This window comes from Vagococcus changpingensis, from assembly GCF_058211775.1.
This window is the reverse complement of record NZ_JBYVZB010000002.1, coordinates 334855-360718: the sequence shown is the minus strand read 5'-3', so window position 1 is coordinate 360718 and position 25864 is coordinate 334855. Positions and strand designations below refer to the sequence as shown.

At 33.0% G+C, this 25864-nt stretch carries 30 protein-coding genes and 1 pseudogene; 8 read left to right on the top strand and 23 right to left on the bottom strand.

The annotated features are described in order from the left end of the window. Positions 1-33 precede the first annotated feature (33 nt). The gene (locus AC37UB_RS06210) at positions 34-957 is read right to left on the bottom strand and encodes a nitronate monooxygenase (RefSeq protein WP_117972695.1); all 924 of its coding nucleotides are present in this window, start codon (positions 955-957) and stop codon (positions 34-36) included. A 228-nt stretch (positions 958-1185) separates the two neighbouring features. On the opposite strand from AC37UB_RS06210, the gene AC37UB_RS06205 reads away from it, so the two are divergent. Beyond that, the gene (locus AC37UB_RS06205; protein ID WP_117972694.1) at positions 1186-1797 is read left to right on the top strand and encodes an FMN-dependent NADH-azoreductase; all 612 of its coding nucleotides are present in this window, start codon (positions 1186-1188) and stop codon (positions 1795-1797) included. 553 nt (positions 1798-2350) lie between these two features. Here the strand turns inward: AC37UB_RS06205 and upp are convergent. The 13 genes and pseudogenes from upp to AC37UB_RS06140 all read right to left on the bottom strand — a co-directional run. Then, the gene (gene upp, locus AC37UB_RS06200) at positions 2351-2980 is read right to left on the bottom strand and encodes a uracil phosphoribosyltransferase (protein WP_117972693.1); all 630 of its coding nucleotides are present in this window, start codon (positions 2978-2980) and stop codon (positions 2351-2353) included. 81 nt (positions 2981-3061) lie between these two features. After that, positions 3062-4300: a serine hydroxymethyltransferase gene (gene glyA / locus AC37UB_RS06195; protein ID WP_117972692.1), complete on the bottom strand. Its 1239-nt coding sequence runs from the start codon at positions 4298-4300 to the stop codon at positions 3062-3064. A gap of 57 nt (positions 4301-4357) precedes the next feature. Continuing rightward, positions 4358-5395, bottom strand: a complete 1038-nt coding sequence (locus AC37UB_RS06190; RefSeq protein ID WP_117972691.1) for an L-threonylcarbamoyladenylate synthase — start codon at positions 5393-5395, stop codon at positions 4358-4360. A gap of 14 nt (positions 5396-5409) precedes the next feature. Next, on the bottom strand, positions 5410-6249 hold the full coding sequence (gene prmC, locus AC37UB_RS06185; protein ID WP_490685454.1) for a peptide chain release factor N(5)-glutamine methyltransferase: 840 nt from the start codon (positions 6247-6249) through the stop codon (positions 5410-5412). Continuing rightward, complete coding sequence (gene prfA, locus AC37UB_RS06180; protein ID WP_117972689.1) at positions 6242-7312, bottom strand: peptide chain release factor 1; 1071 nt, start codon at positions 7310-7312, stop codon at positions 6242-6244. Before prfA ends, prmC begins: the two co-directional genes overlap by 8 nt. After that, positions 7305-7901 (bottom strand): thymidine kinase, encoded by a 597-nt coding sequence (locus tag AC37UB_RS06175; protein ID WP_117972688.1) that lies wholly within the window; start codon positions 7899-7901, stop codon positions 7305-7307. Before AC37UB_RS06175 ends, prfA begins: the two co-directional genes overlap by 8 nt. A gap of 113 nt (positions 7902-8014) precedes the next feature. Then, positions 8015-8368, bottom strand: coding sequence for a prepilin peptidase (locus AC37UB_RS06170; protein ID WP_117972687.1), 354 nt, complete (start codon positions 8366-8368; stop codon positions 8015-8017). A gap of 69 nt (positions 8369-8437) precedes the next feature. After that, the gene (locus tag AC37UB_RS06165) at positions 8438-9919 is read right to left on the bottom strand and encodes a DEAD/DEAH box helicase (RefSeq protein ID WP_117972686.1); all 1482 of its coding nucleotides are present in this window, start codon (positions 9917-9919) and stop codon (positions 8438-8440) included. Positions 9920-10008: 89 nt separating this feature from the next. Next, positions 10009-10485 carry a TVP38/TMEM64 family protein gene (locus AC37UB_RS06160; protein ID WP_158559387.1) on the bottom strand — a complete coding sequence of 159 codons (477 nt, stop codon included), beginning with the start codon at positions 10483-10485 and terminating at the stop codon, positions 10009-10011. A gap of 224 nt (positions 10486-10709) precedes the next feature. Continuing rightward, positions 10710-11693, bottom strand: a complete 984-nt coding sequence (locus AC37UB_RS06155; RefSeq protein ID WP_117972684.1) for an ornithine cyclodeaminase family protein — start codon at positions 11691-11693, stop codon at positions 10710-10712. Between the two features lie 13 nt (positions 11694-11706). Then, a complete protein-coding gene (locus tag AC37UB_RS06150) occupies positions 11707-12585 on the bottom strand; it encodes a sulfite exporter TauE/SafE family protein (protein ID WP_117972683.1) in 879 nt (292 codons plus the stop codon). 2 nt (positions 12586-12587) lie between these two features. Then, positions 12588-13397 (bottom strand): TrmB family transcriptional regulator, encoded by an 810-nt coding sequence (locus tag AC37UB_RS06145; RefSeq protein ID WP_117972682.1) that lies wholly within the window; start codon positions 13395-13397, stop codon positions 12588-12590. 235 nt (positions 13398-13632) lie between these two features. After that, a pseudogene (locus AC37UB_RS06140) lies at positions 13633-13827 on the bottom strand (ABC transporter ATP-binding protein); the annotation flags it as partial. Between the two features lie 44 nt (positions 13828-13871). Between AC37UB_RS06140 and AC37UB_RS06135 the strand changes: the two are divergent. Further along, entirely contained in the window at positions 13872-14189 is a 318-nt protein-coding gene (locus tag AC37UB_RS06135) for a YxeA family protein (RefSeq protein WP_117972681.1), read from the top strand. A gap of 186 nt (positions 14190-14375) precedes the next feature. Here the strand turns inward: AC37UB_RS06135 and AC37UB_RS06130 are convergent, their stop codons facing one another. Beyond that, entirely contained in the window at positions 14376-15296 is a 921-nt protein-coding gene (locus tag AC37UB_RS06130; RefSeq protein ID WP_117972680.1) for an RluA family pseudouridine synthase, read from the bottom strand. Between the two features lie 259 nt (positions 15297-15555). Here AC37UB_RS06130 and AC37UB_RS06125 point away from each other — a divergent pair, with 259 nt between their 5' ends. Then, complete coding sequence (locus AC37UB_RS06125; RefSeq protein ID WP_490685453.1) at positions 15556-16581, top strand: lactonase family protein; 1026 nt, start codon at positions 15556-15558, stop codon at positions 16579-16581. A gap of 44 nt (positions 16582-16625) precedes the next feature. On the opposite strand, the gene AC37UB_RS06120 is transcribed toward AC37UB_RS06125, so the two are convergent. From AC37UB_RS06120 to AC37UB_RS06085, 8 genes are all read right to left on the bottom strand, one after another. Then, a complete protein-coding gene (locus tag AC37UB_RS06120) occupies positions 16626-17135 on the bottom strand; it encodes a DUF3278 domain-containing protein (protein WP_490685452.1) in 510 nt (169 codons plus the stop codon). Between the two features lie 2 nt (positions 17136-17137). Continuing rightward, positions 17138-17338, bottom strand: a complete 201-nt coding sequence (locus AC37UB_RS06115) for a helix-turn-helix transcriptional regulator (RefSeq protein WP_117972677.1) — start codon at positions 17336-17338, stop codon at positions 17138-17140. A 146-nt stretch (positions 17339-17484) separates the two neighbouring features. Continuing rightward, positions 17485-18330 carry an NAD(P)-dependent oxidoreductase gene (locus AC37UB_RS06110; protein ID WP_490685451.1) on the bottom strand — a complete coding sequence of 282 codons (846 nt, stop codon included), beginning with the start codon at positions 18328-18330 and terminating at the stop codon, positions 17485-17487. 111 nt (positions 18331-18441) lie between these two features. Beyond that, positions 18442-19662: a peptidase T gene (gene pepT, locus AC37UB_RS06105; protein WP_117972675.1), complete on the bottom strand. Its 1221-nt coding sequence runs from the start codon at positions 19660-19662 to the stop codon at positions 18442-18444. A 54-nt stretch (positions 19663-19716) separates the two neighbouring features. Continuing rightward, positions 19717-19848, bottom strand: a complete 132-nt coding sequence (locus AC37UB_RS06100; protein WP_117972674.1) for an LPXTG cell wall anchor domain-containing protein — start codon at positions 19846-19848, stop codon at positions 19717-19719. 220 nt (positions 19849-20068) lie between these two features. Then, entirely contained in the window at positions 20069-20383 is a 315-nt protein-coding gene (locus tag AC37UB_RS06095) for a hypothetical protein (protein WP_158559383.1), read from the bottom strand. A 77-nt stretch (positions 20384-20460) separates the two neighbouring features. Continuing rightward, positions 20461-20604: a hypothetical protein gene (locus AC37UB_RS06090; protein ID WP_158559381.1), complete on the bottom strand. Its 144-nt coding sequence runs from the start codon at positions 20602-20604 to the stop codon at positions 20461-20463. A gap of 13 nt (positions 20605-20617) precedes the next feature. Beyond that, positions 20618-20827 (bottom strand): hypothetical protein, encoded by a 210-nt coding sequence (locus AC37UB_RS06085; RefSeq protein ID WP_241699351.1) that lies wholly within the window; start codon positions 20825-20827, stop codon positions 20618-20620. Positions 20828-21145: 318 nt separating this feature from the next. Between AC37UB_RS06085 and AC37UB_RS06080 the strand changes: the two genes are divergently transcribed. The 5 genes from AC37UB_RS06080 to AC37UB_RS06060 all read left to right on the top strand — a co-directional run bounded on the left by AC37UB_RS06080 (position 21146) and on the right by AC37UB_RS06060 (position 25848). Next, the gene (locus AC37UB_RS06080; RefSeq protein ID WP_241699350.1) at positions 21146-22603 is read left to right on the top strand and encodes an ABC transporter substrate-binding protein/permease; all 1458 of its coding nucleotides are present in this window, start codon (positions 21146-21148) and stop codon (positions 22601-22603) included. Beyond that, positions 22596-23318: an amino acid ABC transporter ATP-binding protein gene (locus tag AC37UB_RS06075; RefSeq protein WP_241699349.1), complete on the top strand. Its 723-nt coding sequence runs from the start codon at positions 22596-22598 to the stop codon at positions 23316-23318. Before AC37UB_RS06080 ends, AC37UB_RS06075 begins: the two co-directional genes overlap by 8 nt. Before the next feature lie 51 nt (positions 23319-23369). After that, entirely contained in the window at positions 23370-24521 is a 1152-nt protein-coding gene (locus tag AC37UB_RS06070; RefSeq protein ID WP_117972669.1) for a pyridoxal phosphate-dependent aminotransferase, read from the top strand. A 62-nt stretch (positions 24522-24583) separates the two neighbouring features. Beyond that, complete coding sequence (locus AC37UB_RS06065; RefSeq protein WP_117972668.1) at positions 24584-24847, top strand: hypothetical protein; 264 nt, start codon at positions 24584-24586, stop codon at positions 24845-24847. 122 nt (positions 24848-24969) lie between these two features. Next, positions 24970-25848 carry a cation diffusion facilitator family transporter gene (locus tag AC37UB_RS06060; protein WP_117972667.1) on the top strand — a complete coding sequence of 293 codons (879 nt, stop codon included), beginning with the start codon at positions 24970-24972 and terminating at the stop codon, positions 25846-25848. The last annotated feature ends 16 nt before the right edge of the window (positions 25849-25864 follow it).

Genomic DNA, 25864 nt, shown 5'->3' with positions numbered 1-25864 from the left:
AAAAAGACGACTCACGTAAGTCGTCCTTTCTATCTATATTTTAGGCAGTGATACTTTTCTATACTGCTCTAGAATGTCATCATGTAATTCTTGAACTGTTTTTATTGTCGAAATTGTCCCAATAATTTGTCCAGCCATCACCGAACCATTCACCATGTCACCTTCTTTAACAGCTTTATACAAGGAGCCTATGGTTAAAGCTTCTAATTCATCTCTTGATACTTCCTTATCCTCTAATTCTAAATAGTGACTTGTCATCTCGTTGCGGATGTTTCTTACAGGGGCCCCATTTTTTCGACCTGTCACAACGGTTGATGCTTCATTAGATAAAAGGATTTGTTCTTTATACGCATCTGAGACTGGGCACTCTTTTGTTGCTAGATAAACTGTTCCCATTTGGACTCCCTTTGCACCTAATGCTAACGCTGCAGCTAATGACTGGCCATTCGATAATCCTCCTGCAGCCACAACTGGAATACTCAACGCTTGTGTTGCCGCAGACACTAGTGGAAATGTACAAACTTCTCCAATATGTCCTCCTGCTTCCATCCCTTCGACAATCACAGCATCCGCTCCTAATTTTTCCATCTTTAAGGCAATGTCAACATTTGGAACAACAGGTATGACAATAACGCCTGCTTCTTTTAAACGTTTCATATATGGTTTTGGTGTTCCTGCACCTGAGGTAATAATTTTAACCCCTTCTTCAATCACTACATCAATAATGTCATCTCGGTTTTCCATCATCAACATCACATTAACCGCAAATGGCTTATCTGTTAGTTTTTGCGTTTTTCGGACTTCTTCTCTTACTTGTTCCGTTGTCATACCACCAGAAGCAATAACACCAAGTCCTCCTGCTTCTGATACGGCACTAACTAATTCTGATGTCGATATTTTGGCCATTGCTCCTTGAATAATTGGGTATTTTATTCCTAATAACTCATTAATTAACATCGCAATATTCCTCTTTCCTTCATATTACTTTTAATAAAGTTAATAGTACCTGTTATTGTTAACGATTTCAAATCACTTTTTCTTAAGGACTCTATTATTAAAAATAATACATGATAAATTGTTTGTTTATAGCACAAATAAAAAAACTTTGCTATTTCTCAAAAAATACTATATATTTATATTTACTGATAAATAATAAGTAAAATATAAATAAATTGAGGAAATTATATGTCACATGTATTAGTTATTAAAGCACACCCCTTAACAACAGATGATTCTCGTACCCTTAAAGTATTAGATGCCTTTTTGACATCTTACAAAGAAAGTCACCCAACAGATATGGTTGAATTTGTTGATGTTTATGATGATTTCATACCAGAAATTGATAAAGATATCTTAACTGGTTGGACTAATTTAAGAGAAGGAAAAGAAATTACGGAAGAACAAGCCAAAAAAATTGAACGTTTTTCTGAATTGACAGAACAATTTCTGAATTCAGATAAAATTATCGTAGCTAATCCTTTATGGAATTTAAATATTCCAACTAAATTAAAAGCATGGATTGATACCATCGTTGTTGCAGGCAAGACGTTTAAATACACTGAAACTGGTAAAATCCCCTTGGTTCCAGGGAAAAAGATGTTGCATATTCAAGCAAGTGGGGGCATTCACTCTGGTGAAGATACTTCCTCTAAATATGTCAAAGAAATCTTTAACTTTGTTGGCGTAGAAGAAACAGATTCTATTATCATTGAGGGATTAGACTATCAACCAGACAAATCTGATGACATCTTGGCATCTATTATTGAAAACACAAAAGAATTAGCTAAAGCCTTCTAAAAAAATGGTTACATCATAACTAATTGATGTAACCATTTTTTAAATTTTACTCAAAGAAAAAAACCTTCTGTCTGACGGTTTTAAACTATTATTTCTCTTTATAATACGACATTGGCCATTTATCAAAGAAAGTATTCATAAATAGCATTGGCATCATATAAACGAATTGACCACCTAGAATACCTAGCATAGGATGCTCTAATCCTAAATGATTTCCTCCAAAAGGCCATAAATGAAGTGTTTTAAGCCAAAGTATTCCTAATACTGAGCCAATAGTTATCACAATGATTAATTGAATAACAATACGTTGATAATAGTTAAGTTAATACAAATATTTTCCATAACCTTCTCTCTTATATTTATTTTATTATATTCTCGCAAAATATAAGTTTAATTTATAATGATTGGTAACCGATTATAAATTACAGAATATTATGGAATATTATGGAATCTAATAGTTATTTTAATAGGTTTGTCCTATTGACAATTGGAAAAAGAGATTTTTTCACAAAAAAAAGACCAGAATATGTAGTCTGATCTCTTTTAAATCTTATTATTTTGTACCAAATAAACGGTCACCAGCATCCCCTAAACCAGGAACAATGTAACCTTCTTCATTTAATTTTTCATCTAAACCGGCAGTATAGATATCAACATCTGGATGAGCTTCTTGAAGAGCTTTGACACCTTCAGGAGCAGCTACTAAACAAACAAATTTAATATTTGTTGCGCCACGACGTTTTAATAAATCAATTGCCATAATAGCTGAGCCACCTGTTGCTAACATTGGGTCTACAACAAATAATTGTCTTTCAGCAATATCTGCTGGTAATTTAACAAAATATTCAACTGGTTCTAAAGTATCATGGTCACGATACAAACCCACATGTCCAACTTTAGCTGCTGGTATTAATTCTAACATACCATCAACCATTCCAATACCTGCTCTTAAGATTGGGATAATCGCTACTTTCTTACCAGTTAACGTTTTTTGTACTGACGTTCCCATTGGTGTTTCAATTTCAATGTCTTCTAATGGCATATCACGAGATACCTCATAAGCCATTAACATAGCAATCTCATCAACAACTTCTCTGAAAACCTTTGTTCCACAATTTTTTTCTCTGATAATTGTTAACTTGTGTTGGATTAACGGATGATCTATCACTTGAAATTTTCCCATAATGCGATTCTCCTTTTAAATTTTATTCTTATCTATTGTAGCCGAAAAAAAGGGAATTGACTAGTCAATTCCCTAAAAATTTTATTTATAAAGTGGGTGGCTCTTTAATAATTCTGCTACTTCTTTTCTTACTTTCTCTAACACACTTTCTTCTCCATGATAAGTTAGTGCTTCAACAATTAATTCAGCTACTTTTTTAGCATCTTCTTCTTTAAATCCACGTGTTGTAATTGCGGGTGTCCCAATACGGATACCACTTGTTACAAATGGACTTTGGCTCTCAAATGGAATGGTATTTTTATTAACTGTAATATGTACACTATCTAAAATAGCTTCTGCTTCTTTACCAGTTAACTCAAACCCTGTCACATCTATTAATAATAAATGATTATCTGTATCCCCACTAATTAAACGAGCTCCTGGTGTTTGATTGATTACACGAGCCATAGCCTTAGCATTTGCTAATACTTGTTTACTATAATCTTTAAATTCTGGTAATAGCGCTTCTCTAAATGCCGCAGCTTTTCCTGCTATAACATGCTCTAATGGACCCCCTTGAATACCTGGGAAAATAGCACTATTTATCTTTTTAGCTAATTCTGGAGAGTTAGTTAAAATAAGGCCACCTCTAGGACCTCTTAATGTTTTATGAGTCGTTGATGTCACAATATCTGCATACGGAACTGGATTTTGATGGAGACCTGTTGCAACAAGTCCAGCAATATGAGCCATATCAACCATTAATTTAGCTCCAACACTATCTGCTATTTCTCTAAATTTCTTGAAATCAATGTCTCTAGAGTATGCACTTGCTCCAGCTACAATCAGTTTTGGTTGATGTTTTCTTGCTAAAATTCTCACCACTTCATAGTCGATAACTTCTGTCACTGGATCTACACCATATGACACAAAGTTATATGTTTTACCACTAAAGTTTACTGGAGAGCCATGCGTTAAATGCCCTCCTGCTGTTAGGTCCATTCCCATAATAGTATCCCCATCTTCAACTAAAGACAAGTAGGCTGCAGTGTTAGCTTGTGAACCTGAATGAGCCTGAACATTAGCAAAATCAGCTTGAAATAAATCTTTCGCACGATCAATCGCTAAATTTTCTACCACATCAATAAATTCGCATCCACCATAATATCTGCGTCCAGGATATCCTTCTGCATATTTATTTGTTAATACACTTCCTTGGGCTGCCATAACAGCCTCAGATACAAAATTTTCTGAAGCAATTAGCTCTATTGTTTCTTGTTGTCTTTGTTTTTCATTCGCTATAGCATCCCACAAAACAGCATCTTCTTTTTTATAATCCATATGCAAACACACTCCCGATTTTTTATACTATTGTACCATATTTCTTTATGATTACTATTATTTTCTAAAAAATGTTTGATTTGCTGCTTTTTTTAGTCGATTCATATAACCCATATTTTGGCTTACTTCAGGATACCCTTCTGCTAAAATTACACCATTATATCCTAATAATTCAGCATCGAGGGCCCTTAATCCACCAAACAAATGATGCATAGCAGATTTAACATCTTTTTTGTCTGATAGTATATAATGAGCAAATACCGAATAATCCACTAAACGACTCACTATTTCTTTATTAGATAAAATAGCAACTGTTTTATTTAATTGTTGGTAATATTCAACCGCTTCTTCCCAATTATCTAATTCACTATCTATCATTACCACTGGTGTGTCAGGAGAATAATGTTTGTATTTCATACCTGGCGATTTTGGGGCGTTGTGTTCATCAATTAAGTGTGTATCTATCGCTATTTCACCAATAACTTCTTCAATCTCTTCTTTTGTAATCGCTCCTGGTCTTAAAATAGTCGGCATGTTAGGATTGCTCATATCTAACACAGTCGATTCTATCCCAACCTCACATTCACCGTCATCTAGTATCCCTTCAATCTTTCCGCTTAAATCATTCAATACGTGAATGGCAGTAGTTGGACTTGGTTTACCTGATGTATTAGCACTTGGACCAACTAGTGGTGTAGCTGACTGACGAATCAATTCCAGTGTGACAAAGTTATTAGGCATTCTAAAAGCAGCTGTATTTAAATTAGCTGTTACACTGGTTGATAAATTATTGTTCTGTGCTAAATTAAAAATAAGCGTTAATGGTCCTGGCCAGAATATCTTCATCAACTGTAAAGCTTTATCAGGAATAGTATCAACATATTCTTCTACCATCTCTTTTGAATTCACATGAACAATCAAAGGGTTATCACTGGGACGTCCCTTAGCTAGATAGACTTTTTTCACCGCTTCTGTATTGGTTGCGTCTGCTCCCAATCCATAAACGGTTTCAGTTGGAAATGAGATGAGTCCCCCTTGCTTAATAATTTTTGCTGCTTCTTTTATTTCATCATGATGATATACTGTTGTACCCATCTTTACACTTCCTTTTAGTAAACTTTAACGATTCGGTCATGTCCTGACATATCTTTTACAATTTCTACTATTTTATTAGGGAAATACTCTTGAAATATCTGTGCTACGCTACTTCCTTGTTTATATCCTATCTCTAAATAAATCTTTCCATCACTTGTTAATAATTGCGTTGCTTCTTTTGCTAGTTTTTCATAAATAGCCAACCCGTTATCGTTAGCAAATAACGCTAATTTTGGTTCATAATTTCTTACTGATTCATCCATTTCTTCCCATTCATCAACACTAATATAAGGTGGATTAGATAATATAATATCAAACATCTGATTTGCTACTGGTTCAAGGGTATTTCCTTCATAAAACTCAATGTCAGTTTCTAAATATTTGGCATTTTTTTGTGCTATTTCCAATGCTTCGGGTGATAAATCAATCGCCCTAACCGTCCAATTAGGTCTGTTCTTTTTCAAACTAATGGCAATAATACCTGTTCCTGTTCCAACATCCACCACAACTTTGTTTTGAAAATCATTTTCTGTTAAACAATATTCTACCAGTTCTTCTGTTTCTGGTCTTGGAATTAAGGTGTCTTCTGACACTAAAAAGCGTTCACCATAAAATTCACATGAGCCAATCAAATATTGGGGTGGGTAATCTTGACTGACCTTTTCTAAATCATTTGATAATCTGTCCAATAAATCTTGGGGAACATCTTTTTTAAAATGTAACAACAAGTCTGTTTTTGTCCATTGATTATACTCAAGTAATAAATATTCAGCAATTGAAGCGTCTTTATCATGTGCTTCTAAAAAAGAAGAAGCCCATTTCAGGACTTCAAAATATGTAATAGGCTTATCCATTTAATTTCTCCAATTGAGCTGTTTGATCATAAATAATTAAAGCATCTACAATTTCGTCTAATTTTCCTGCTAAGATTTGATCTAATTTTTGAATCGTTAAGCCAATTCGGTGATCAGTGACACGATTTTGTGGAAAATTATAAGTGCGAATACGTTCAGAGCGATCCCCTGTACCAACAGCCGATTTACGATTTGCATCATACTCACTACGACTTTCTTGTTGTAATTGGTCATACACTCTAGCACGTAATACCTTCATTGCTTTTTCTCTGTTTTTTAACTGAGAACGCTCATCCTGCATCGCAACAACAATGCCTGTTGGGATATGTGTCAAACGCACAGCAGAGGCAGTCTTATTAACGTGCTGTCCACCAGCTCCACTTGCATGATAAATATCCACACGAATGTCTTTATCTTCTAAATCTAATTCAACTTCTTCTGCTTCTGGTAACACAACAACTGTTGCCGTTGATGTATGCACTCGACCTTGTGATTCAGTTGATGGGACACGTTGTACACGATGTGCACCACTTTCGTATTTTAACTTAGAAAAAACACTATTACCAGTAATCATCACAGTCACTTCTTTGTAACCACCAATATCAGTGATATTAGCGTCCATCACCTCAAATGTCCAACCTTGATTTTGAGAGTAACTTTGATACATTTCAAACAAATCACCTGCAAATAATGCCGCTTCATCTCCACCAGCAGCGCCACGAATTTCTAAAATGATATTTTTATCATCATTAGGGTCTTTTGGTAATAAAAGAATCTTAATCCGTTCTTCTAATTCTTCTTTTTCTGTTTTTAACTCTGACAACTCTTCTTTTGCCATTTCTTGCATCTCATCATCAAGTTTCTCACCTAATAATTCTTCTGTATCCGAAATTCCTTCTATCACTTCTTTATAACGACGGTAAACTTCTACTGTTTCACGTGTTCCTGCTTCTTCTTTAGATAGCTCCATGAAGCGTTTCGTGTCACTGACGACATCTGGGTCACTTAATAACTCCGCTAATTCTTCATAACGGTCTTCGATTGATTGTAATTGATCAAACATTTTCTTCATCCTTTCGATTTGACAACGGCGGATTCACATAATGCTTACGACAAACTGGGTAATAAGCTTCATTGCCACCTATTTGAATTTGTTCACCTGTATAAACAGGTTTATTGTTATCCATTCTTAGATTCATTGTGGCTTTTTTATGACAAAACCAACAAATTGTTTTTAATTCTTCTATTTTATCTGCGTATAATAATAAATACTTAGAGCCCTCAAACAACTCATTTTTAAAATCATTTTTAAGTCCAAATGCCATTACTGGAATATCTAATTCATCCACAATTTTAGCAAATTGAACCACATGAGCTTGTTCTAAAAATTGAGACTCATCTACTAGGATACAGTATGGTTTATCAGTCATCTTTTTTACTATATCATAAACATTGGTTTCATGGAAAATCGGAATAGCCTCTCGTCGTAATCCAATGCGACTGGATATAACACCAATCTCATCTCTTGTATCCAATCCACTGGTCATCAAAACGACTGGTTTATTTTGTTCTTCATAGTTGTGAGCAACCTTTAAAATTTCAATCGTTTTCCCACTATTCATCGCACCATATTTAAAAAATAATTGAGCCATTTATTTTACTCTCCTTAGTTTATCCTATGATAGTATACTGTAAATTTAGAAAAAAATCATCCAATCAAATACTTTTTTACTATTTATAATAGATTTTTTCATAGAGAGTTTTTTTAATAATCTGTCTGATTCAACCTTGATAGTAAGATAAACCAAACTAGACAGAATAAAACACCTTGTAATGTGTTTACCTCTAAACTATATAATAACATAAATAAAAGACCTGAAAATAATTCCCACAATGTACTAGCATGACCAATATGATTAAAGCAATATAAACAGCGACCTTTCAAGAAACAATAAGAAAACACTGGAACTAATTCAGACCACCTTAACTCATGTTGGCAATAAGAACAATGAGACCTAGGTAGGACAATGGATTCCTGTTTAGATACTCTCTCACCCACTAATACAAAAAAAGAAGCCAAAGATGCCCCTAAGAAAAACAATAAGCTTGATAAAACCATTCAATCATCACACCCTTCTTTCTATAAACATTCGAAAAAAGAAAAGAGCTCTCTTAAAAGAACTCTTTTTTAGCGTTGATATTTTTGTAAATCTTGCTCATACTTTGTAACGTTTGATTTGTTTACTTTTCTCAAACGTCCTTTAATTGGTTTTGTTTGAAGTGTTTTTAATACCAAATCACCTTTACCATTTAAAATGTCGACAAAAGTTGAAATATCTAATAAATCGATCACACCAATATCATCTGCAGTCATACCATCAATTTGACATAAGGCTCCAACAATATCACCGGCACGCATTTTTTGCTTTTTCCCTGCATTAATATGAATTTTCATAATGTCTTCATTAAAAGACAACCCTTTTTCTTTACGTAATTTTGGAGATTCTAATTGTCTATCTAAAAATGGACGTTTCATCTCTTTTACTAACTCTTGATTGGGACAACGCATTTCTTCAAGACTATCGCCTTGTTTAGCCAAAATCGCTTTAAAAGAGGATTTATCTTTCGAATTGACAAATGATATAGCTTTCCCACTTTTTTCAAAACGAGCTGTACGGCCGATTCGATGCGTATAGGTTTCAACTTTATCAGGAATATCATAATTCACAACTAGCTTAATGTCTGATACGTCAATCCCTCTAGCTGCGACATCTGTTGCGACTAAACAATGAATGTATCCACGTTTGTAATCTTTTATCACACGTGTTCGATCTCGTTGCTCCATCCCACCATGTAACATCTCACAATTAACACCTAGATTTTTTAGTTGCTTCGTTAACTCTTCAACCATAACCTTTGTATTACAAAAAATAATACTTGTCTCAGGATTCTCAACAATCAATGTATCTTTAAACTGCGCATTTTTTTCATCATCAGCTGTCCATTGATAGTATTGTGAAATACGTTTCTTCTGGTCATCCGTTTTTTTTATTTCAACATATACTGGATTATGTAGGTACTTTTTAGATAATCGTTTCACCGCATCTGGCATTGTAGCAGAGAATAGCGCCGTATTTCTTTTTTTAGGTAATCTCGGCATGATTTGATCTAATTGCTCGATAAATCCCATCGCAAACATTTCATCTGCTTCATCTATAATCACTTGATTGATTTTACTTAGGTTGATTGTTTTTTGCATGATATGGTCATACAACCGACCAGGTGTTGCAACTACAATATGTGTTCGTTGTTTCAATTGTTTAACCTGCATTTGAAAAGAACTTTTTCCAAATAAACTCACGACTTTTAATCGCTTATAACGACCTATATTAAATAATTCCTCTTGAATTTGTGTCGCCAATTCTCTAGTTGGCGTTAGAATTAACACTTGAGGGTATCGTTCTTCCCACTCTACTGTATCACAAACAGGAATACCAAAAGCGGCTGTCTTCCCACTACCTGTTTGAGATTGTACCACCATATCTTTTTTTTCAAGAAGTAATGGTACCACTTCTTTCTGAACTTCTGTGGGGGTTGTATAACCTAAAACATCTAATGCCTCAATTATCGACTCATCAATACCAAATAGATTAAATTTATTTTTTACCATGTTAACATCCTTCATAAATAAGCCACTCGCCTATTTTCTTTATTTTAGCTTTATCAGTGTAACATGTTTTATCTAAATTACTAGCACTATTAGTTTATTTTCACCATTTTAAAAACATCTAGCAATAAATAACAATGAATAGCTACAGAAATTGGTTTTAATAATATAATCGTTTTAATATAATCTTTTAAAGATATCTTTGTAAACCCAGAAGCTAGACACGCTAAATCATCTGGACCAAATGGCATCAGAAACACAATAATTAACATCCAAATAGTGTGTTTATTTCCGACATCAACTAGCCTTTCTAAACGGGGCATATTTTTATCTGATGTGATTGATAAAACAAATTTTCTACCATATTTACGCACAAGTAAGAATAATATGATTTCTCCTATTACTAATCCAGCTGAAGCATACAATACACCAAGAACAGGACCAAAAGATAAAATCCCAGCAACATCACTTACCCCACCAGGAATAATCGGCACAATTGGTTGAATGATTTGAATTAAAATAAAGATAACTGGACCAAAAAAGCCAAATCGATGAACAAATTTTTTCAAGATGACCGGATTTTGAAATAAATTATATTTAAAAGCAAAAAAATGGCAACAATCACTATTACTAATCCTACAATAAATATGGCTTTGCTTAGTTTTTTCATTTAATCACCTCTACTTATTTATTCTTTTCATTTAAACATTTAAATAATAAATAAATATGATTGTTTTATAACTATTTTTGTCTAATAAAAAAATCAACCACATAAGTGATTGATTTTTTATTCTTATACAGTTAAACCAATATTTTTTTCTTTCGCTTGTTCAACCATCTTTTGCGCCACGTATACATCTAGTACAGCTGAACCAACTGTTTTGAAAATAGTAATGTCTTCATCATGTTCTCTACCAGTTAATTTACCTAAACCAAGCTCTCCTAATTCACCAGCATATTTATCTTTTGATAGATAGCCATCTTCTAGTGGTTGCATAAAGTCGCCTGCTTCTTGTAACACACCGTCCATTGTATCAAAGATAATTAAGTCAGATTCTTTAATGATTTCTCGTGGAATTTCGCACATATCATGTGTGTATGCTCCCACTCCATTTATATGAGCTCCTTTTTTCACCCACTCACTAGAGAATGTCGGACGTTTAGATGTTGTTACGCTTGTAATGATGTCAGCACCCTCAACGCATTCTTGTGCTGTTTGAGTTGGAATCATTGTAACCTTAAATTTTTCTGCCATTTCTTTTGCAAATACAGAGGCTCTTTCAAAATCAATATCAAAGATACGTACTTCTGTTAAGTCTCTTGCTGTCAACATCGCCCATAATTGACTTTCAGCTTGTCCACCTGTTCCAATCAGTGCCCCTATTTTTGCATCTTTTCTCGCCAAAAGTTCTGTTGCAGCTCCTTGCACAGCCCCTGTTCTTAATTGTGTTAAATAAGTGCCATCAAGCATCGCATTCACAATCCCTGTTTCCGCATCAAGAACGACCATTGTCGCTGGAACACTTGGGATATTTTTTTCAATATTTTTTGGGTAAACCGACACAATTTTAACACCTAATGCATCTTTTCCACTGTCACATTCAACATAACCAGGCATATAAAGACTTTGTCCCTCTGCTTTTGGTACTGGAATATTTGTTCGTAACGGAATACTTGCCCGACCTTCTGAATAAATTTTTAATGCCTCTAGTGATGCATCCATTGCCGCTCTCATATCAAAACATTTTTCAATATCTTCTTTTTTCAAAAATAACATACTCTTTTCCCCCTTAAGCTGTTTGTGATCCTTTTTTAAGTTGTGCTGCTAACATTGAATATGAGCTATATAAAAGAACAAAGATAACAACCCATTTCAACATATAAGTATTTAGTGATTTCACTAAAAAGACTGCTACCAATACCCCTAGAACACCAAATATTGACGTAAATAATGTGATTTTACGGCTATATTCACCAAATTTAATGAATTGAACACTTCCGATTGGCACTGAGAAGGTACACGCTCCCATCATAATTGGGAAAGCGGCAATTGGATCCATTCCTAATAAGTAAACTGTAACCATTGTCAAAGCATATGACCCAATCCCAATATTATTTAATGCCCCATATACAAATAATAAAAACGCTGCTAGGACTAGTTTACCACCATATAACTCTGTTGCTGTCCCATTTGATTGAATCCAATTAACTTGTCCCGCAAAAATTAAGAATGCGGCAATAATTAACCCAACACCAACGAATTTTTTTATGGTATCTTCAGGTAATTTTACAACAAATTTTGGTCCAATATAAGCACCAATAACTTGTGCCACAATACAAATGGCTAATGTTTTAATCCCAACATTTACCCCTGAAATATATGATAATGCCATTGCTGCTACAGGTATAACACATTGTGTGTTTAATGTTCCTGGTAATTTTTTCATATTTACCCAACCTAATTTTGGATAAAGAACGGTTCCTATTGCAAAATCTGAAATACCAAATGTTGATAGGAAAAACATGATAAATGATGTAAAAGGCAACCATTTTACATTCGCTTTTTCTTCTTTAAATTCTTCTTTATGACTCATTAAATCTTTCACAAAAGTAAAAGCGAAAAATCCATTGACTAATATAATTAATGTTAATAAAACTGTTCTGACCATAACTATTCCCCCTTAAATATTGAACGCACTTTTTCAAACTCGTGACCATATTTACTACGCAATTCTTGAGGCAATTCTTCAATAATTTTCAATGTATAAGCATCATGTTTAATGTATTCTTTTGATAAACTAACCATCGCATTATTTTTTGTCCACGTGACGTCTGTTTGACTTGTTTCTTCTGATAATGTACCAAACACCACTTCTTTTTCATCTCGAACAATGTTAATCCACCTAGATCCAAAGTCTTTTAATTTTTCTTCTTCAAACCCATGTTGATAATAATGATTTAATGGCAGATTATAATGATGTTCTGTATCAAATAGAATCACCACACACTCGTCTAATCGTTTCTCAGCTTCTTGTAATAAAAATAATAGCTCGTTACTGATATCTTGTTTCCATATTTGAACCAACAAACTTTTTTTAGAGTGCTTGATTAAATGCTCAACTTTTTCCAAAACATGAGAATACCCTTCAATTTTCCATAATAACTCTTCTTCTTCAGCTTCTTTTATCTCGCCTAATTGCTTATCCAAAACAGCTAAATCCTGTTTGACATCCTTTTCTAAGCGTTCAATAAATTCATCTGAAGATATCGCTCGATACAACTTTGGTTCTGATTTATTCACAATAACTAAATTTTTTTTCAATAACTTTTCTAAAATGTTATACACTTTTGAGCGTGGTACACCAGATTGTTTACTTATTTCATAACCTGTTAGCTTATCTTGTTCCAACAGTGTGGTGTACACTAATGTCTCCATCTCAGAAAAATGATATTTTTTCATTATTTGTATTATTGTTTCCATAATTTTTTCAACCTCTTTTTTAGTAGCTACCTTAGTAACTACTATATCATAAAATAACGTTTACACAATCTATTTGTGATATTTTTAACATTAAATAAACCCTTTTTATAATGTTTTCACAAGATTAAATTTGATTAAAATGCTTATAAAAGAACTTTAATCACAAATATTAAAATAAAAATTTCACGAACAAAAAAACTCAAATCAATTTGATTTGAGTTTTTTAAATAAGACATTAAGATAATATCAGTGCATCATCTGTCAATGATTTTCCACTATTTTTTTGAAATAAATCCATTAAGTCTTGGACCTTCAACCCTTCTCTTTCTTTTTGATTGATATCCACGACAATTTTCCCTTCATGTAACATGACTAAGCGATTTCCATATTTTATAGCATCTTCCATGTTATGTGTAATCATTAATGTTATAACATTTTTATCTATACTAATGTTTGAAGAGAGGGGGATTTATCATGACCTACTACAAAAAAATAATATTAGCACTTATTTTAATCGCCTGTATTGCAACACCAATGTCTCTTTACCACAAGTACCAAGGTGGTACATACTATTATACAAAAGTTACGAAAGAACCTTCTAAGACTAAAGAGGCACTAGATGATAGAGAGATTAAACAGGGTTCAATCTATGCTTATAATCTTGCTAGTTTTGACGATAAAGGAACGGAAAAAGAACTTGAATTTGATGCTTACAAAGATAAACCATTAAAAGAACATGCTTATTTAAAAATAAAAGTAAATGATATTAAAGGCGTTCTTACTTGGGAATAAACTCAAAAAGATAATATTTCAACTAAAGCAAAAGAAAAATTAAATAAAAAAAAGAATAACCATACACCTTATAATTGAAGTTTAATGGTTACTCTTTTTTTATTATATTTATTTTCTTCTTAACATAATGTACTGTTAATCAATTAAAATACCACTCAATATTTACTTAGTAGAAAAACAAAAAATTTATTTACTTACTTGTGTTTTCTTTATAAATGAACGTGGTATTTTAGATTTAAACACCATTTTTTTTCCAGTAGTGGGATGACTAAATACTAATGTCGTAGCATGCAATCCTAACCGTTTCAATGGATTACTCGTTGCGCCATATTTTTTATCGCCAACAATAGGATGACCAATACTTTCCATATGAACTCGAATTTGATTTTTCCGTCCAGTTTCAAGTGACACTTCCAACAAACTATAATCATTATTTTGTCGCGTTACTTTATAATGGGTAATCGCTTTTTTCCCGCCATTGTCATTCGGACTTGAATAAACTTTAAAGGTTTTACTTTCAGTTAACCAAGAAGTAATCGTGTCATTTTCTTTTTTTACTTTGCCTTCAACTAATGCCGTGTACAATCTTTCTTGAACAGACTCTTTCCAACTATCTTGTAAGGCATGTTTCACAGATTCTTTTTTAGCAAATAACATGACACCAGATGTATCCTTATCTAATCTATGTACAATGAACACTCGATTTTTAGGATGGTCTCTTTTCACATAACCCATTAGTTGATTATGTGCTGTGGGTTCATTTCCTTTATCAGTGGCAACTGATAATAACCCTGCTTCCTTATCAATCACAATAATATCATCATCTTCATAAACAACTGATAAGCCTATTAACGCTTTTTCTTTCATTAAAGATTCATTACTTTGAATACTAACAACATCACCACTTGTTAATTTATAATTGTGTTTTGTTGTCGGAGTATTATTTACCTCAACTTGCCCTCTAGTTAAAATAGATTTTACCGCATTACGACTTTTATTAATGTGTGTCAATAGAAATGGTAATAACTCATCCTCTTGTTCGACAGTAAAACGAGTGCTTTGAAAACTTTTAGGTTTTATGTGTTGTGATTTTGTCTTTTTTTTCATTATCTACCTTACTCTTTCCTTATTACATAATATCCTTCATTCATCATCTTACTACAATCAGTAACCAATAAACAAGGTTGACCGTCTTTTTTCATCCTCTCTTCTGTATGGGAATTTCACTAATTTTATCATCATAACAATAGATTCCTAGTATTATCTAATAAACAAAAGAATATTTCATTTCATATTTTATCTCAAAAGTGCGTATAATTTATTCTAATGCTATAATAAACGCATCAACGCGAAAGGAATGAGTGACGTGGAAAAATTTTTATTAGGCTCATATACAAGAAGAATCAGTCAAGGGATTTATGAAATCTCATTAGATACAAAAAAGAAAGAGCTTGTTCACTTAAATCACTTAATAAACGAAGACAACCCAACTTATCTAGATGTATCAAACAAAGGGATTTTATATTCAGTAGCAAAAGAAGGCAATCTAGGTGGAGTCGCTAGCTACAAAACAGAAGAAAATGGAGAGTATACTTTAATCAATCGTGTCATGGTAGAAGGAGCTCCTCCTTGCTATGTCGCTGTTGATAATAAGCGACAAGTGGTCTACGGAGCAAACTATCATCAAGGAATTTTATATTCTTATACTATTGATGAAAACGGGGCTGTCTCACTTGCTGATAAAATCCAAGATACTGGTAACGGTCCCCATGAAAATCAAGACGGCCCTCATGTCCATTATGCCGATTTAACACCTGATAACCGATTAGTAGTCTGCGATTTAGGAAATGACACAGTCTATACCTATGATGTCGACAATAATGGTAAATTAACTGAAGTAGCTAAATTTATAGCTACTCCTGGCACTGGACCTCGTCATCTTGTATTTCATCCAACAAAACCAATCGCTTATTTATTCGGTGAATTATCAAGCAACGTGATTGCTTTAGATTACGATGTTGCAACTGGTAGCTTTAAAGCACTTCAAACCATTTCAACTTTACCTGAAACTCATACTGAATTTAACGGTGGGGCTGCTATTCGTATTTCAAAAAATGGTAAATTCTTATATGCATCTAATAGGGGACATAATTCACTTGTGGTTTATGAAGTATCAGAAGATGGTAAAACACTAAACACATTACAGTGGATTTCAGTGGAGGGAGATTTCCCTCGTGACTTTAACCTATCAAAAAATGAAGACTTTATTGTTGTAGCAAATCAAAATTCAGATAACTTAACTCTGTTTGAAAGAAACAAAGAAACTGGCTTACTGACTCTTTTACAAAAAGATGTCTTTGCTCCTGAAGTGGTGTGTGTAAAAAATAAATAAATAAAAGATTAGGTTATTCAGTTTATTGGATAACCTAATCTTTTTTATTCTTTGATTAATTTCAATTTTCCTTTACCAATTACATACACTGATCCACCAAATAGTATACTTGCAATAAACCACACACATACATTAAACCATTTTAATTCAATGGGCTCATTTAGTATAAGTGGAAATAAAAATTCCATCCAAGCGAACATGGAAATCCCCCAGTTAATGCCTGATAAAATGGCACTTTTTTTAATTTTACCCAATTCTTTTTTATAGCTATCTTCATCAAATACTTCTGTTTTAAGAACATCAAATTTCTTTGTTTTTACTAAAATATAATAAGAATTCAATTGCTGAATTAAAAATAAAAAGATTGTTCCTAATGACACTGTGTGATGCCAAGCATCCCAGATAAAACTAATCATCATACAAACCGTTAGTAAAATAAAGGTCATCATATTAGCATCTGCCAATATTTTAATAATCATTTTTTGTTGGTATTCATCTCTATCATCAATGTAACCAACAAAATGTTTAAGTAATGTTTGTTCTATATTCTTCATTTTTATTCCTCACCTTCTACGTTCCAAAATAGTGTATTCAAGTCTGTTTGAAGTTCTTTGGCTATATTTATACATAATTCTAATGATGGATTATACGTTGTATTTTCAATTAAGTTAATCGTCTGACGTGCCACTCCGACACGTTTTGCCAGTTCAGCTTGTGATAATCCTTGTTGCTTACGATATTCTTTTATGCGATTCATAATTTCCTCTCTAAAAAATGACATATATATATGACTAAATTAACTATAATTCTCTAAACACTTTTTATCAAAAATATATGACATATCCTACAAAGCATTATCAAAAGCCCCTTATAAAAATAAGAGGCTACCTGCTTATAATTAAGTTAATACCCTAAATTTAAATCCACAACATTTTTTAACTCTTCATGATTCATAAATTTAATTAAATTATCCGTTAAAATAGTAAATGCACGGTCATTATATTTATCCGTTGCACCGGATATGTGGGGGGTAATTAAAACATTTTGTAAATTCCACAACTCACTGTCTTTAGGTAAAGGTTCTTCTTCAAAAACATCCAGTGCTACAAATCCTATTTTTTCTGTCTTAATATGAGAAATTAAATCACTTGTACTAACTGAAGTACCACGTCCCATATTGATAAAGACCACACCATCTTTCATATTAGAAAATAGATCGTCATTAAAATAATGATACGTCTCCTTTGTCCCAGGCAGTAAGTTAATTACAATATCCATTGTATTTAACTTACTTTTCCCCTCTTGATAATTAAACGTTTGTGTAAAATGATCCACCTGTCTTCCACTTCGATTAATTCCAAAGACATCACAACCAAATACTTGTAACGTTTTTGCTAATTGTTGTGCGATACTTCCTGTCCCAAAAATTAACACCCGTTTATCAACTAAATCAGTTCCGGTATTTACTATCCCCCATTCATGTTTTTCTTGTTTTAAAATAGATTCGCGAATATTTCTAGTATAGCTAAACAGCATTCCTAGAACACTCTCAGTCATTTGATGACCATGAATACCACTTGTTGTTGTCACCAGAATATCTCGTTTAGCCAATTCTTCTAATGGTAAATAATTCACCCCAGCTGAAAGAGTTTGTAACCATTTTAAAGAAGGAAAATGAGTCAATGAAGGAAGCTTATCAGACCATCCATAGATAATAGTCACTTTTTCGTAATCTGATACAGCTAACAAGTCAATTGAAACAACCCTAATTGTTGGAAAATTATCCTGAAGGTAAATCTTTTGTTCTTCTTTTAAATCGACACATGTTAATAACCATTAAGTCATAAATTGTTCCTCCTTTTAATCACTTAATTTAACAATTTCTATCAATAATTTTGCAACAGTTTCCATCGATTCTAATGTAATAAATTCATATTGCCCATGAAAATTTTCTCCACCTGTAAAAATATTTGGTGTAGGCACACCCATAAATGATATTTTTGAACCATCTGTTCCACCTCTAAAAGGGGTAATAATTGGGTCAATACTTAACTGTTTCATTGCTTTAACAGCAACATCAACACTTCTCATATCTTGTTCTATGATGTCTTTCATATTATAGTATTGATCAACTAATTGAAGAGAAATTCTTGGACGATCAAACGTCTTATTCATTTCATCAACAAGTCGTGTCATATAGTCTTTTCTCTCAGCAAAGCGAGCTTTATCATGATCTCGAATAATATAAGTCATTGTCGCTGAGTCAATGCTTCCCTCTAAATCATGAAGTAGATAAAATCCTTCGTAACCTCGTGTTTTTTCTGGTACATCCAATTGAGGAAGTTGTGCATCTATATTTATTGCCACTTTTAATGCATTAACCATCATGCCATATGCTGTCCCTGGATGAACGCTTGTCCCATCTATCGTTAACGTGGCTTGAGCAGCATTAAACGTTTCATACTCAAAGTGTCCGATACGTCCACTATCAATAGTATAAGCATAGTCCACTGGAAAATATGATACATCAAAATGGTCTGCCCCTGTTCCAATTTCTTCATCAGGACCAAAAGCAACATAAATATCTCCATGCTCAATCGCTGGATGACTAATGAAATAGTCCAACAGTTCTAATATTTCCACAATTCCTGCCTTATCATCTGCACCTAAGAGAGTTGTTCCATCAGTTGTAATTAATGTTTCTCCTACATAGTCCTTCAAGTTAGGAAACTCATCCACCTTCATGATGATGTTCGTTTCTTTATTCAATACCACATCACCACCATCATAATTAGAAAAGACGTGTGGTGTGATATTATCAGCATTGTAATCAGCTGTATCTAAATGTGCAATAAATCCAACTGACGTCACCTTTTCATCACTATTTTTAGGTAATTTGGCTGTCAAAAAACCATTTTTTTCATTATAAAAAATACTATCTAATCCCATTTCTTCTAATTCTTTTTTTAATATTAAGGCAAATTCCACTTGAGAATAAGTCGTTGGGATGGTGCTACTACTTGCATCTGAACGTGTATTTAGTTTGACATATGTAATAAAACGCTCTAGTAGTTTTGACATATTATCTCTCCTTTTCTTTATAGCAAAAAAACACCTAAAAAGGTGCTTCTTGTGTTATGGTTCATTTTGTTCTTCATCGTCATTAGATTTTTTTTTCTTAAACAATAAAAAAGCTACAACGACAACAAGTGCAATGCCTATATATGGCAGCCAATTCATAATAACTTCTCCTGTTTGTGGTAACATACAAATACGCCTCCTTTAGACATCTAGACATTCAGTAACTATTGTCTAATTATAACAAAAATCATTTTAATTTGATACTCAAAACAAATTTAAAAATAAAAAACACCTCCGTTCAGCTTCACTCTTACATGAATTCAACGGGGTACTTTGTTACATTTTATTGATTAATTATATAAAAACTATTCTAAGTAAAATCTCTATACTCAAATTTATGATTACTCTACTGACATATATTTATAATCATAGGGAGCTCCAGCAACATGACGACCATATCCTTTGTTTTAGGATTAATTAAATGTCCTTCAACTACTTGATATAGTCGAATGACAGCATAACCTTCACCCAACAATACTTTTTCAGCATCCAAATGATTTTGCCATCTCGCTTCTAAATTAGTTGCATGCGTTGTTCTAGATCCTTCGATTAATTTATCGTATTTAGGATTAGAATATTTCCCTTTGTTGTAACTATTTCCTGTCACAAATAAATTTAAGAATGAACTCACATCGTTATAATTTGCTCCCCAACCAGTCACGACCATCTCCCCCCCTTTTGCAGTCGTACAGTCAGGACGAATGGGTTTTGTGGTAATTGCTACGTTTGTTTCAATTCCTAATACATCTTTATAAGCACTTTGAATGTACTCAGCAATGTTTTCGTTGAGTCATGATCATCTGTTAAAATCTCGAAACGATGCGTATCAATAATCAACTCTTTTTTAGCTTTTTCAAAATATTCTTTTTCTTTTTTCATCAAACTCTTTGTACTTCTATGAATCTGCAACAAAATCTTTTACTGTTTTGGGATTTGACGAAAGCCCTTTAGATACAATCCCGCATACAATCTTAGATCCATCTCCTAGTACATGGTTGATAATGGCTTCTCCATCTATTGCATATGATAGAGCTTTACGTAAGTTTAAATTGTCAAAATATTTATCTTTTTTCTTGATTCGTCTCTCAATAAATGGTTCTACCATCAGGCACCCCAACAAGATTTGCATCTTCTCGGTACTGTTGCACCAAATAGCGCTAACCCAATTTTTATTTTTTATTCATCCTACTCCTCCTCTTCCATCTAATGAGGTTTATTCAACCTGCTTGATTATAACAAACTCAATCTATTTTTAATTATTTTTTAATTTTTATCATTATAAAAATATAATTATCCTTAAAATGTATAAACAGTCTTAAAAAATTGAATATAAGTCATTTTTATACATTTATCCAAAAAATATTGAATAATAATTATATTTGTTCTATAATGAAAAACATGATAAAAAGAAAGGAGTTTTGTAATGAAACGCTCACTAAGAAAAAAGTTAATGCTATTATTTACACTTATTATTGGTGTACTAACTACTATAGTGCCATTACATACATTTGCAGAAGAAGAGACTATTTTGAAAAATATTAAAGATAAAGGGGTATTGACAGTTGGTTTGTCTGCTGATTATGCTCCATATGAGTTCCACGCAACAATGGATGGAAAAGATCAAGTCGTTGGGACTGATATTTTAATCGCTCAAAAAATTGCAGATGATATGGGCGTTAAATTAAAAGTCGAAGAGTATGGATTTGATGCGTTAATTGGGGCGCTTAAAACTGGAAAAATTGATTTAATTATCTCTGGTATGTCTCCCTCTCCAGAACGATTAAAAGAAGTTAATTTTTCTGATCCTTATATGACAGTCGAACAAAAAATAGTTATTAGAAAAGAAGACAAAGATAAATTTAAAACAGTTGATGATTTTAACGGTATAAAAGTTGGAGCACAAGTTCAATCCATGCAAGAAGAACTTTCTAACGATGAATTACATGCCAATACAGTCTCTCTCCAACAAGTACCTGATATTATTTTACAACTCCAAAAAAAGAAAATTGATGCTGCTGTCATTGAAGAGCCAGTCGCTGAAGCTTACCTAACACAAGACAACTCATTAATGTTTGCTGATATTAGACTTGATAATGCAAATAAAGGAACGGCAGTGGCTATACAAAAAAATGCACCTGATTTTTTAAATTTAGTTAATGCTTCTATAAAGGAAATTAATGATAAAGATTTAATGACTGAGTACAAAAAAGAAGTCATTCCTTATATGTTCCAAGATGAGTCTTTTATGAAAAAATATGCTCCCTACTACATTAAAGGGACTGGCTACACGATTTTCCTAGCCATTATTGGGGTACTGTTTGGTAGTATTTTAGGAACACTGCTTGCGTTAATGAAACAATCGAAAAATAAATTATTTAAGTGGATTTCAGTCATCTACATCGAATACGTGCGTGGGACTCCCCTACTGGTTCAAATCTTTTTAGTGTTCTTTGGACTAAATGTTTTAGGAATTAACCTAAGTGCTCTTGCATCAAGTTGTGTGGCCTTATCACTAAACAGTGGGGCTTATGTAGCTGAAATCATTCGTGCTGGGTTAAACGCCGTTGATAAAGGACAAGCTGAAGCGGCACGATCTCTAGGTATGAGTCAGAAAAAAGCGATGCGATATATTATCATGCCACAAGCGATTAAAAATATTTTACCTGCTTTAGGAAATGAGTTTGTGACTGTCATTAAAGAATCATCTGTGGTATCTGTTATCGGGGTATCTGAATTAATGTTCCAAGCAGGCGTAGTACGTGGTGCAAGTTTCAAACCATTCTTACCAATTTTAATTGCATCATTGATTTATTTTGTATTAACCTTCACCTTATCTCGTGCATTAGGTGTAGCTGAAAGGAGAATTGGTACCAATGATTAAGATACACGATTTAAAAAAATCCTTTGGTGATAATGACGTCTTAAAAGGAATTAATCTAGATATAAAAGCAGGTGAAGTGGTTGTAGTGATTGGCCCTTCTGGTAGCGGAAAAAGTACGTTTCTACGTTGTTTAAATTTACTCGAAACACCGACTAGTGGTATGATTGAATTTGAGGGAACCAACCTACTTGATCCAAAAGTAGACATCAATCAACTCCGTCAAAAAATGGGGATGGTGTTCCAAAACTTTAACCTCTTCCCACATAAAACAGTGTTAGAAAATTTGACTATTAGCCCAGTAAAAGTAAAAAATGAGTCACAAGACATAGCTGACAGAGAAGGACTTGCTCTATTAGAACGAGTTGGACTAAAAGATAAAGCCAATCAATACCCAAAAAGTTTATCTGGTGGTCAACAACAACGTGTCGCGATCGCGCGTGCCCTAGCGATGCATCCAGATGTCATGTTATTTGACGAACCAACGAGTGCGCTAGATCCTGAGATGGTTGGTGAAGTTCTAGCCGTTATGAATGCGTTAGCCGAAGAAGGCATGACCATGGTCGTCGTGACTCATGAGATGGGATTTGCCCGAGAAGTAGCCGATCGAGTGATTTTTATGGATAAAGGGGTAATTCAAGAAGAAGGAGCCCCTGATGATATCTTTTTACACCCAAAAAATGACAGAACACAAGGCTTTTTAGAAAAAGTACTATAAAAAAGTCAAAGGAGAAACCTTTGACTTTTTTTATTATTAAGGAGGATATCAATGAATAAAACAATGTTAAATACTTTTTACCAAATACCAAGCGAAAATTTATTAATGGAATTTACTGATTTAGCCAGTAAAACCCCTAACCTATTAAATCTATCTATTGGCGATCCCGACATCACAACTCCTAAAGAAATTATTGACTCGGCATTTAAAGACACTTATAACGGACACACGCATTACACTGCTTCTGATGGAAGTGACGACTTTTTAACAAGCGTTATCAATTTTTATAAAAAACAATATGATTTATCTTTTGAAAAAAATCAAGTACGCGCTACTGTGGGTGCTTTACAAGGTATGTATCTTACTCTTCAAGTTTTATTAAATGAAGGAGATGAAGTCATTATACATGAACCTTACTTTTCTCCTTATAAAACACAAGTTATTGAGGCTGGTGGAACACCTATTATCATTCCAACTTATGAGAAAGATGACTTTCAAATTGATCCAATTATTTTAGAAAAAGCTATTACGACAAAAACAAAAGCCATTATCATTAACTCTCCAAATAATCCAACTGGTGCCGTTTTTTCTAAAGGTACCTTAACTAAAATAGCGGAACTCGCAATAACACATAATTTATTTATCTTATCAGATGAAGTTTATGAAGCATTCACTTTTGGCGAACCTTTTACTCCTATGGCTTCATTAGCGCCAGATAATACGATTACCTTTAGTAGTTTTTCAAAAACATTTGCTATGACTGGTTGGAGAATAGGCTATATGATTGCACCAAAATATATTAACGATGCCTGTCATTTATTATCTGAAGATGTGACTTACTCTGCTCCTACTCCTTCTCAGCGGGCTGGTATTTATGCTTTAGACCACTATCAAGATGTATCAAAAGAAGTGGTTCATTTATTTAAAGAACGTTTAGAATATATTGAAAAACGTATCCAAGACATTCCATTTTTAAGTGTTCACTCACTAAAAGGAAGTATTTATGCCTTCATTAACATTAGTCGGACAGGTTTGGACTCTGTCGCCTTTTCTAAGAAATTATTAACAGAAAAACAAATTCTTGTTATCCCAGGTCAAGCCTTTGGAGAAAGTGGTTCAAACTTTATTCGATTAGCAGCGACACAAGATATTCCTGTTTTAGAAGAAGCTTTTGATCGTTTAGAAACTCTAACGTTTGAATAATTTCTAATTATTTTATCAACTCTGTTATTTATGATACACTACATACAAAAGGAGAGATAATTATGCCAAGAAAACATTCACTTATTGAGTTAAAAAATAAAGTATTATTATCAAATTTATATATTACAAAAGGACGAATTGTCGTTATCTATAATAATTCTGAACGTTTTATCTATGATGATATCGACTTTTTTGAATTAGTTTATAACGGGGATGACCTATACTTTAATTTTTCTAAAAAAGGAACAGATGAAAAATATGATGAACGTATTAATTTAACAACAGTCCATAATATTAACGGGGTATTAATTAATCCTGCAGCTTAGTCTCAATTAATTTTGGGGCTTTTTATTTTATTTTTTAGGTTGCCTTAATATTTTTTTCTATCTGTTCTAAATGGTCATTTGTCTGTTATACTAACTCTCGTATCATTTAAGGAGTGAGTTTATTGACAAAAAGGATTAATGAAATTAAACAAGCAGAAAAAGGCGCCCTTATTAGTATTTTTACGTACATTTTTTTAGCTTTTATCAAATTAGCTGCTGGTTATTATGGTAAATCTCAAGCTTTATCTGCTGATGGGTTGAATAACTTCACAGATATGATTGCTTCTATTGCTGTTTTAATTGGACTAAAAGTTTCTCGTAAACCTGCTGATAATGAGCATCGATATGGGCATTGGAAAGCAGAAAACGTCGCCTCTTTATTAACTTCTTTAATTATGTTTGCTGTGGGGGTTCAAGTGGTGATGGATGGTATCCGTTCTATTGTAGATAGGCAAATGGAACAACCAAGTCAATTAGCTGCCTATGTTGGTCTATTTTCTGCTTCAATTATGTATGGGGTTTACTTGATTAATAAAAAAATTGCAGAAAAAAATAACAGTCAAGCTTTACATGCCGTCGCCAAAGACAATTTTAGTGACATGCTAACAAGTATTGGTACTTCTATTGCTGTTTTTGCTGCTTCATTTAAATTAGGTTGGCTTGATACATTAACTGCGATTATTATTGGCTGTATCATTTTGAAAACAGCTTATGAAATTTTCAAAGAAAGTACATTTTATTTATCTGATGGTTTTGATAAAGATTTGTTAACAGTATATAAAAATGATATCCTGAATATGGATGGTATTATGGATGTCGTTAGCATTCGTGCTAGAAGTTTAGGGGCTAATGTGTTCTTAGACGTTGTTGTCTCAATGAATCCAACTCTAACTGTTGAAAATAGTCATCAATTAGTCGATCAATTAGAAACTGAGCTAAAAGAAAAATATGATATTTTTGACATTGATGTCCATGTCGAGCCTTTTTATCCAAGTAAATAAAGCTAAAAGGATATGA